At 72.4% G+C, this 8,536-nt stretch carries 7 protein-coding genes; 1 reads left to right on the top strand and 6 read right to left on the bottom strand.

What is annotated here, in order from left to right:
- The 4 genes from OOT08_RS10755 to OOT08_RS10740 all read right to left on the bottom strand — a co-directional run.
- A partial coding sequence (locus tag OOT08_RS10755; RefSeq protein WP_325092644.1) for a DHA2 family efflux MFS transporter permease subunit occupies window positions 1–1,215 on the bottom strand: 1,215 nt, incomplete at its 3' end.
- A gap of 116 nt (window positions 1,216–1,331) precedes the next feature.
- Window positions 1,332–2,576: a CynX/NimT family MFS transporter gene (locus tag OOT08_RS10750; protein WP_325092643.1), complete on the bottom strand. Its 1,245-nt coding sequence runs from the start codon at window positions 2,574–2,576 to the stop codon at window positions 1,332–1,334.
- A 35-nt stretch (window positions 2,577–2,611) separates the two neighbouring features.
- Window positions 2,612–3,445 carry a FadR/GntR family transcriptional regulator gene (locus OOT08_RS10745; protein WP_325092642.1) on the bottom strand — a complete coding sequence of 278 codons (834 nt, stop codon included), beginning with the start codon at window positions 3,443–3,445 and terminating at the stop codon, window positions 2,612–2,614.
- A gap of 64 nt (window positions 3,446–3,509) precedes the next feature.
- Window positions 3,510–4,208 carry a GntR family transcriptional regulator gene (locus OOT08_RS10740; protein ID WP_325092641.1) on the bottom strand — a complete coding sequence of 233 codons (699 nt, stop codon included), beginning with the start codon at window positions 4,206–4,208 and terminating at the stop codon, window positions 3,510–3,512.
- A 74-nt stretch (window positions 4,209–4,282) separates the two neighbouring features.
- Here OOT08_RS10740 and OOT08_RS10735 point away from each other — a divergent pair, with 74 nt between their 5' ends.
- Window positions 4,283–5,026, top strand: coding sequence for a DsbA family protein (locus OOT08_RS10735; RefSeq protein WP_325092640.1), 744 nt, complete (start codon window positions 4,283–4,285; stop codon window positions 5,024–5,026).
- A 67-nt stretch (window positions 5,027–5,093) separates the two neighbouring features.
- On the opposite strand, the gene OOT08_RS10730 is transcribed toward OOT08_RS10735, so the two are convergent.
- Both OOT08_RS10730 and OOT08_RS10725 read right to left on the bottom strand, forming a co-directional pair.
- On the bottom strand, window positions 5,094–6,818 hold the full coding sequence (locus OOT08_RS10730; RefSeq protein ID WP_325092639.1) for an AMP-binding protein: 1,725 nt from the start codon (window positions 6,816–6,818) through the stop codon (window positions 5,094–5,096).
- 141 nt (window positions 6,819–6,959) lie between these two features.
- On the bottom strand, window positions 6,960–8,510 hold the full coding sequence (locus OOT08_RS10725; protein WP_325092638.1) for a dihydrolipoyl dehydrogenase family protein: 1,551 nt from the start codon (window positions 8,508–8,510) through the stop codon (window positions 6,960–6,962).
- Window positions 8,511–8,536 lie beyond the last annotated feature (26 nt).

Below are 8,536 nucleotides of genomic sequence, written 5' to 3'. Positions count from 1 at the left end.
CACCTGGCGGGTGGTATTGTAGACGCCGGAGCCCGCGCCCGCCTGGGCCGGGGGCACGTTATAGGTCGCGATCGAGGACAGCGGCCCCCAGATCCCGGCGTTCGCGACGCCGAGGATCGCGCTCGGCACGAGCAGGAGCAGCAGCGGCGTCTCGGGGCGCAGCAGCAGGGCGTACGCCCCGAGGCCGACGGCCATGAGCCCGAGGCCGCCGGTTGCGACAAAACGGGGGTCGGAGCGGTCCACGAGCTTTCCAGCGACGGGGGCGAGCGCGCCCGAGAGCACCGCGAGCGGCACCAGCATGAGCGCGGACTGCGTCGGCGTCATCCCGCGCACGGTCTGGAAGTAGAACACGAGGGGCAGGCTCATCGCGGTGACCACGAAGCCGACCGTCATGATCCCGAGGTTTGCCACCGAGAAGTTCCGGTCGCGGAACAGGCCGAGCGGGAGCAGCGGCTCGCCCTTCTGCGCCCCCTGCCACCAGAGGAAGATGCCGAGCACGACGATCCCGGCGATGATGAGCGACCAGACGGAAATGGGCCCGACGATGGTCCCCCAGTCGAAGCTCTCGCCCTCCTGGATCCCGAAGACCAGCAGGAACATCCCCAGCGCGCTCAGCAGCATGCCGAGCACATCGAAGCGGTGCGACCGGGTCTCCAACACGGGTACGAAGCGCAGCGCGCACACGAAGGCGATCACGCCGAGGGGCAGGTTGATGAAGAAGATCCACTCCCAGCCGAGGGAGTCCACGATCACGCCGCCGAGGATCGGGCCGACGAGGGTCGCGACCCCGGCGGTGGCCCCCCAGAGGCTCATCGCGGTGCCGCGCTGGTTGGGCGGGAAGATCCGAGTGATCACCGCCATCGTCTGCGGGGTCATCATGGCCGCGCCGAGGCCCTGGAACACCCGGGCGATGACGAGGTGGTCGATCGTGCCGGCCAGCCCGCAGAACAGCGAGGAGAGGGTAAAGACGACGAGGCCGATGAGGTAGATGCGGCGGGGCCCGAAGCGGTCACCGAGCCGCCCGGTGATCAGCAGCGGCACGGCGTAGGCCAGCAGATAGGCGCTCGTCGCCCAGAGGGTGGCGTTGATGTCGGCGTCGAGGCCGCGCATGATCGCCGGGTTGGCGACCGAGACGATCGTGGTGTCGATCAGGATCATAAAGAATCCGATGACGAGCGACCAGAGCGCGGGCCAGGGTTTCAGGGTGCGTTCCACGGGTGATGCCTTCCTGGCCCCCAGGTGCCCGGGGACGGTGATGCGAGATGAGGGCGCGCGTGCGCCTCGGTCAGTGTATGCCCGATCCGGGGGCCGCCCGGACCGGGGGGAGCTGCCTAGCGCGCGACCCGTCCGCCGAGCAGGCGGTCGCGGGAGGCCAACACGCCAGAGGTGATCTGGACGACCTGCAGCCCGAGCAGGAAGTAGAGCACGGTGTCCCAGTTCCCGGTCGTGTCGTGCAGCGCGCCGACGATGATCGGGCAGGCGGCAGCGAGCAGGTAGCCGAAGGACTGGGCCATGCCCGAGATCGAGGCGGCCTGATAGTGGTTCGTCGCGCGCAAGCCGAACAGGGCGAGCGCGAGCACGATGGTGCCGCCCGCGGACACCCCGATCACGAGGTTCCAGACGAGGGAGAGCTCGGGGAAGTTCAGCTGACCGATCAGGCCGATCAGGGGCAGCGGGGCGAGCATTAGGAGAATGGGCCGCTGGTCCCGCGCCCACCTGGCGATCAGGGCGCCGACGATGAGGTTGCCGCCGATGCCGATGATCTGGAACATGCTCTGGTGCATCCCGGCCTCGGCCGCTGAGAAGCCGTTGGCCTCGTCAATTGACGGCCACCAGGTCAGCAGGGTGTAGAACAGCGCCGACTGGGAGCCCATGAAGAGGGTGAGCTGCCAGCCCAGGGCGCTGCCCCACGGGGAGCGCATCTTGGGGCGGGCCGCGAGCTCAATCGGGCCGGTGCGCTCGTGCTTGCCGCGGGCCGCGAGCTGTGGCCAGAACACGCCCATCGCGATGAGCGCGAGCCCCGCCCACACCCCGAAGGACAGTCGCCAGCCCCAGTCCGTCGCCTGGGAGATCGGCACGGCGAGGCCGGAGGCGAGCCCGGCGCAGCCGGACTGCACCGCGGAGTAGATCCCGGTGAGCTTGCCCGCCTGGGTGCCAAAGTCGCGCTTGAGCAGCCCGGGGAGCACCACGTTGAGGGCGCCGATCGCGAGGCCCAGCATGACCGTTCCCGCCCAGATCGCGTTCTCGATCGGCAGGGGGCGGACGATCAGCGCGGCCGCGAGCAGGGCGAGCGCCCCGAAGAGGGTCCGCTCCATGCCAAAGCGGCTCGCGATGCTCGGCACAATCGGGGAGAAGAACGCGAAGCAGAGCACGGGGATCGTGATGAGCATCGAGGCCTGCACGCTGTCGAGGCCGAGGTCGTCTCGGACGTTGCCGAGCAGGGGGCCAACGACCGTGATGCCGGTGCGGAGGTTCGCGGCAATCAGCAGGATTCCCGCGAGGGCGAGGCCGTGACGGCCAAGGCGCATCCTGCGTTCGTTGCCGAGGTGGTCGTCTGGGGTGTTCGCGTCTGACATGGGGGCTTTCTCTGAGAGTGAGACGGGGCTGGAAATCAGCGGTCGCGCGTCTCGGCGTTCTGGGATGCGGTGGGCTCGGCGGGCTCGGGGTGGCCGCGGGCGGGCTCGGCGGTCGGGGGGTCAATGCCCGGGGTGCCGCCCGGCGGGAGGCCGGAGTGCGGCCCCTTCGGCCCCTCGGCCGAGCAGAGCTGACTGGCCTGGGTGATCAGCCGGGTCACGGCGTTTTCGGCGGCCACGGGGTCCCCCGCGTCGAGCGCGCGGAGCACCTCCTCGTGCGGGTCCTCGCCGGCCCAGCCCGCCAGCAGCGCGCGGTGGCGCTCCTCCGCGGTGCCAGAGCCGGGGAGCGCGGTGCTGTTGCGGTGCAGGTCCCGGTAGAGATCGCCGAGCAGGCGGTTGCCGGAGGCCCGGACGAGTTCGAGGTGGAAGGCGAGGTCGTGGGAGGTGTACTCGTGCACGGTCGCGGAGCGGTTGCGCTCGGCGAGGAGCTGGCGCATGCGTTCCAGCTGCTCGGGGTCGCGGCGCTCGGCGGCCCGGCGGGCCCCGAAGCGTTCCAGCGCCTCACGGACCTCGAAGACGTCCGTTGCGTCCTCGCGGTCGGCGCGGCGCTGGAGGGCGACCTCCAGCTCGGTTCCGGCGCTGACGTAGGTGCCGTCGCCGGGCCGCGCGTCGAGGAGCCCGGCGTGGACGAGGCTTCGGATGGCCTCCCGGACGGTGTTCCGGCTCGCCCCCAGGCCCTCGGCGAGCTCGTGCTCACCCGGAATGCGCTGGCCGAGCGCCCACTCTCCGGACTCGATTCGGTCCCGGATCCGATCGGAGATCTGGAGGGCAAGGGGGATCCGGCGTTCGACGGGTGGGAATTCTGCGGGCACCGATCAAATGTAGGACATTTGACGGCGCGAGGCAAGCCCGGCCGCCCCGACGCCCCGGATCGGCTCAGTCTTCCGCGCGGAGCAGCTCGCCGTGGGTCTCGGTGACGTGGGCGGCGAGGGCGCGGCGGAAGCGGTTCGCGTCCCCGGACGCCGCGAGGCCGACGAGGGCGCGGTGCTCGGCCACGATGGCCGCCGCGCGCGCCAGGATCTCGCCCCGGTCGCGGAGGAGCATCATCGCCTGTCGGTGCCGGAGCCGGTCGTACATGTCCAGGAGGACCGGGTTCCCGCCGACCTCGACAAAGCCCCGGTGGAAGAGCAGCGTCAGCCGCACGAACCCGTCCACGTCCCCGGCGGCGAGCGCCGCCTCGTGCCGGGAAACGAGCCCGGCCAGCCGCGGGCCGAGGGCAAGCAGCTCCCGGGCGCCCGCCCCGCGCACGCCGTCGCTTTCGAGGAGGACCGCCGCGTCGGCGAGGGCGCGCGCCTCGGCGGGCGTGATCTCGCGCACGAGCGCGCCGCGCTTCGGGTAGATCGTGAGCCAGCCCTCGTCCTGGAGCCGGGCGAGCGCCTGGCGGATCGGGGTCCGGCTCATCCCCAGCTCGGCCGCGAGCTCGTTTTCGCTGAGCATCTGCCCGGGCCGGATCGCGCCGACGACAATGCGCTCGCGGATGCCGTCGTGCGCGCGTTCCGCCGCGCTCGGCTCCCGGGCCCCGCCCGCCGGAGCGCTCGTTTCGCCCGGTTCTCCCAGCTCTGTGTCCCCCGTCATCGCACTAGGATACATGTTGTACCGAAGGCGTTTTCGCCCCCACAATCACGCCGCGGACGCGGCCGGAGGATCGCATGTCACACCCGAAAGCCGCCTCGAACCAGCGCCGGCTCTGGATCATCCTCGGGGGCGTTCTGCTCGCGATCGTCGCCGCGGTCGGGGTGCTCGCGCAGCAGCAGACGGGGGGCACGGACGCCGCCCCGAAGCCGAGCGAGTCGAGTGAGGCGGGCACGCCCTCCGCGGGCGAGGAGGAGCCCCCGGCCCTCTCGTCGCTCGCGCGGCGGGACGCCGATGACCCGCAGGCGATGGGCGCGGTCGATGCCCCGGTCGTCCTGATCGAGTACGCGGATCTGCGCTGCACCTACTGCGGGCTGTTTGCCTCGGAGACCCTGCCGGAGATCGTGAGCGAGTACGTGGATTCGGGCAAGCTCCGCGTGGAGTGGCACGACGCCCCGGTCCTCGGGGGGTCTTCCCCGCAGGCGGCGATTGCGCAGTCCGCGGCGAGCGCGCAGGGCAAGTTCTGGGAGTTCAACGCCGCGATCTACGCGACCGGGTCCTCGAGCAAGACGGAGTGGACCACGGAGTCGCTGATCGAGCTGGCGGGCACGATCGACGGCCTCGACGTCGAGGCGTTCACGGCGGAGCTCACGAACCCGAAGCACGAGCAGCTCGTGTCCGAGCGGGCGCAGCAGGCGACGCAGATCGGCGTGCGGGCCACGCCGACGTTCATCGTCGGCGACCAGGTGGTGCAGGGCGCGCAGCCCCTTGAGGCGATGCGCACGGTCATCGACGAGGAACTGCAGCGCGCCGGGGCCTAAGCCCGCCCGGGTCCGGGCGTGCCGTCCAGCCCGCCCCGGGCCGCCTGACGCGTCTTGCCGCGCCGGGCTAGTCCTTGAGGCCCGGGTAGTCCTCCTCGCGCCACTCGCCCCAGAGGCGCTCGCCCGCCTGATGCGCCGCAACCTCGCGCTCGCGCAGCTCGACCCGGCGGATCTTGCCCGAGCTCGTCTTGGGCAGTTCGAAGAACTCCACCCGGCGCACCCGCATGTAGGGCGGCAGGGTCACCCGAGCGTGCCGGAGCACGATGAGCGCGGTCGCCTCGGTCGGCTCCCAGCCGGGGGCGAGGGAGACGTAGGCCTTGGTGACGTTGAGCCGGGTGTCGCACGGGGCGCCGATCACGGCGGCCTCGGTCACGGCGGGGTGTTCGATGAGCGCGCTCTCCACCTCGAAGGGCGAGACCTTGTAATCGCTGGATTTGAAGATATCGTCGGTGCGGCCGATGAAGGTCAGGTAGCCGTCCTCGTCCGCCTGGGCGACGTCGCCCGTGTGAAAGAAGCCGCCGCTCCTGGCCCGCTCGGTGGCCTCCGCGCTGCCGAGGTAGCCCGCCATGAGGTTGAGGGGTTCCTCGTCCAGCTCCAGGCACACCTCGCCCTCCGCGCCCGGCTCGGCCCGCTCCCCCGTCATGGGGTCAACGAGGGCGACCCGCACCCCCGGGAGGGGCTTGCCCATCGCCCCGGGGCGGACGGGCATCCCCGGCGAGTTCGCGATGATCGCGGTCGTCTCGGTCTGGCCGTAGCCGTCCCGGATCTCCAGGCCCCACCACTCCTTGATCCGGGCGATGACCTCGGGGTTGAGGGGTTCGCCCGCGGAGACCACCTCGCGGAGGTTCCGCGGCTTGCGTTCGAGGCGGTCCTGGATCAGAAGCCGCCACACGGTCGGCGGGGCGCAGAAGGTGTGCACCCCGGCCCGGTCGAGGTGGCCGACGAGCGCCTGGGCGTCGAAGCGCGCGTAGTTGACCACGAAGATCGTGGCCCCGACGTGCCAGGGGGCAAAGAAGCTCGACCAGGCGTGCTTGCCCCAGCCGGGCGAGCTGATGACGAGGTGGGTGTCCCCGGGCCGGATGCCGAGCCAGTACATGGTGCTCAGGTGGCCCACCGGGTAGGAGCGGTGCGTGTGGCCGACGATCTTCGGCAGGTTCGTCGTGCCGGAGGTGAAGTAGATCAGGGCGAGGTCCTCGGTCGCGTTCCCCGCGTCGAGCGGGGCGTCGCTCGCGGTTGCGGCGTCCCCGAGTGGGAGCCAGCCGGGGAGCGCTTCGGCCCCGGGGTCGCCGACGAGCACCCGCAGGTAGTCGCCCGGCACGGCGGCGAACTTCTGCGCGTCCTCCGCGACCGCGAGCACGGCCCGAGCGCCCGCGCGCTCGACCCGGTCGGCGAGCTCGTCGGGGCCGAGCACGACCGAGGTTGGCAGGATCACGGCGCCGATCTTCATGATCGCGAGCATGGCCTCCCAGAGCTCGACCCGGTTGTCGAGCATGAGCATCACCACGTCGCCGCGGCCGATGCCGATCTCGCGGAGCCAGGCCCCGAGCCGGTTGGAGCGGAGCCGGAGCTCGTCAAAGCGGTACTCGGCCTCGGAGCCGTCCTCCTCGGCGATCCGGAGGGCGACGTCCTCGTTGCCCTCCGCCAGGACATCGAACCAATCACGCGCCCAGTTGAAGGCGGGGCCGACGTCCGGCCAGCGGAACTCGGCCGCGGCTCGGTCCGGATCCCCGGAGAGGGCAAGGAGCTGATCGCGCGCTGCGCGGAAGGCGACGGTGCCTGGCTGAGAAGTCATGCTGTCATTCTGCCCCGTTCTTCGGATAGATACTAGGGGTCCAAAGTATTTCTGCTGGGACCGCAGGACGGCGCAGCGGGCGACCGGAACCGCGGGGGCCGCGGCGGGGTGCCCCGGTTCTCGGGGCACCCCGGGCCGCGCTCAGGCCCCGGTCGCCGGCCCCGCTGCCGCGCCGGGCGCGGTGCCCGCCGCCGCTTCCGGTCGGCCGTCCGCTTCGAGTAAGCGCAGCCAGACCTCGCTCAGGGTGGGGTACGCGGGCACCGCGTGCCAGAGGCGACGCAGCGGAACCTCCCCGACGATTGCGATGGCGGCGGACTGGGCCAGCTCGGCGACGTCCTGACCGACGAAGGTCGCGCCGAGCACGGTCTCCGTTGCCTCGTCCACGACGAGCCGCGCCCGCCCCCGGTAGCCGTCGGCGTGCAGGCTCGCCCCGGCAACCGAGTCGAAGTCCGCGTCAACGACCCGAACCCCGCCCGGACGATCGGCCTGCGCCGCGGCCTCCGTCAGGCCGACGGAGGCGACCTCGGGATCCGTGAACACGACCTGGGTGCGCGCCCGCGCATCCGCGGTCGCGGCGTGCACACCCCACGCCTCGGCGTCCACCGGGGCCCCGGTGGCGCGGGCGACGATCACGTCCCCCGCGGCCCGGCCCTGGTACTTGCCCTGGTGCGTGAGCGGCGCGCGCCCGGTGACGTCGCCGATCGCGTAGAGCCACGGCAGGCCGGGCACCCGAAGGGTCTCCTCGGTCGGCACCGGGCCCGGCGCGGCCTCATCGGGCAGACCGAGCGCGCCCAGGCCGAGGCCCGCGACCGCGGGCGTGCGCCCCAGGGCGACGAGCACCTCGGTGCCCTCGACGACGCGACCGGCCGAGGTCTCGACCCGGACCCCGCGCGCGTCCCGGGCCACCCGGGCAACCTCCGCCCCCAGGATCACCTCGGCGCCGGAGTCGCGTAGCTGCTGGGCGACCAGGTCACCGGCGAAGGGCTCGAAGCCGCCGAGCAGCCCGCTCCGCGCGATCAGCGTGACCCGCGCACCGAGCGAACGGTAGGCGGTCGCGAACTCGGACGCGACGACGCCGCCGCCCAGGATCACCAGGTGCTCCGGGATCTCATCGGCGCTCGCGGCCTCACGGCTCGTCCACGGCTCTGCCTCGGCGAGGCCGGGGATGTCGGGGAGGCTCGCCGTCGAGCCGGTCGCGAGGACCACGGCGTGCCGGGCCAGCAGCTCGCGCGTCGTGCCGTCCGGCGCCGTCACGAGCACCCGGCGCTCGCCGAGCACCGAGCCGTGCCCCCGCACCAGGTCGATGCCCGCGTCGCGCACCCAGTCCACCTGGCCGTCATCCGACCAGTTGGCCGCAAAGTCGTCTCGCCGGGCCAGCACCGCGGCCCGGTTCAGTCGGCCCGTCACCGCCTCGGCGGCCCCCGGGACCCGCTGCGCGGCGGCGAGCGCGGCCCCGGAGCGCAGGAGCGCCTTGGTCGGCATGCAGGCCCAGTAGGAGCACTCGCCCCCGACGAGTTCGTGCTCCACGATGACGGCGGTCAGCCCGCCCTGCACGACGCGATCGGCGGCGTTCTCCCCCACGGGGCCCCCACCGATGATGATGACATCCGCATCGGGCTTGCGCGACTCAGCGCGGGGCGATTCGGCGCGGCCCCCCTCGGGGTGTCGCTGCTCGGGCTTCGGCTCGGACATGGCGCTCCTTCCCTCCGCGGGCCGAG

Source organism: Leucobacter sp. M11 (assembly GCF_035726885.1).
In the GTDB taxonomy this organism is placed as follows: domain Bacteria; phylum Actinomycetota; class Actinomycetes; order Actinomycetales; family Microbacteriaceae; genus JAPFRB01.
Note: the sequence above shows the minus strand (reverse complement) of the source record. Positions and strands in the feature narration are given on the sequence as shown.

What these genes read in the sequence shown, in the direction of transcription:
- OOT08_RS10735 (WP_325092640.1), top strand. Translation starts at nt 4,283, where the DNA reads ATGTCACACCCGAAAGCCGCCTCGAACCAGCGCCGGCTCTGGATCATC.
- OOT08_RS10750 (WP_325092643.1), bottom strand. Translation starts at nt 2,576, where the DNA reads ATGTCAGACGCGAACACCCCAGACGACCACCTCGGCAACGAACGCAGG.
- OOT08_RS10725 (WP_325092638.1), bottom strand. Translation starts at nt 8,510, where the DNA reads ATGTCCGAGCCGAAGCCCGAGCAGCGACACCCCGAGGGGGGCCGCGCC.
- OOT08_RS10740 (WP_325092641.1), bottom strand. Translation starts at nt 4,208, where the DNA reads ATGACGGGGGACACAGAGCTGGGAGAACCGGGCGAAACGAGCGCTCCG.
- OOT08_RS10730 (WP_325092639.1), bottom strand. Translation starts at nt 6,818, where the DNA reads ATGACTTCTCAGCCAGGCACCGTCGCCTTCCGCGCAGCGCGCGATCAG.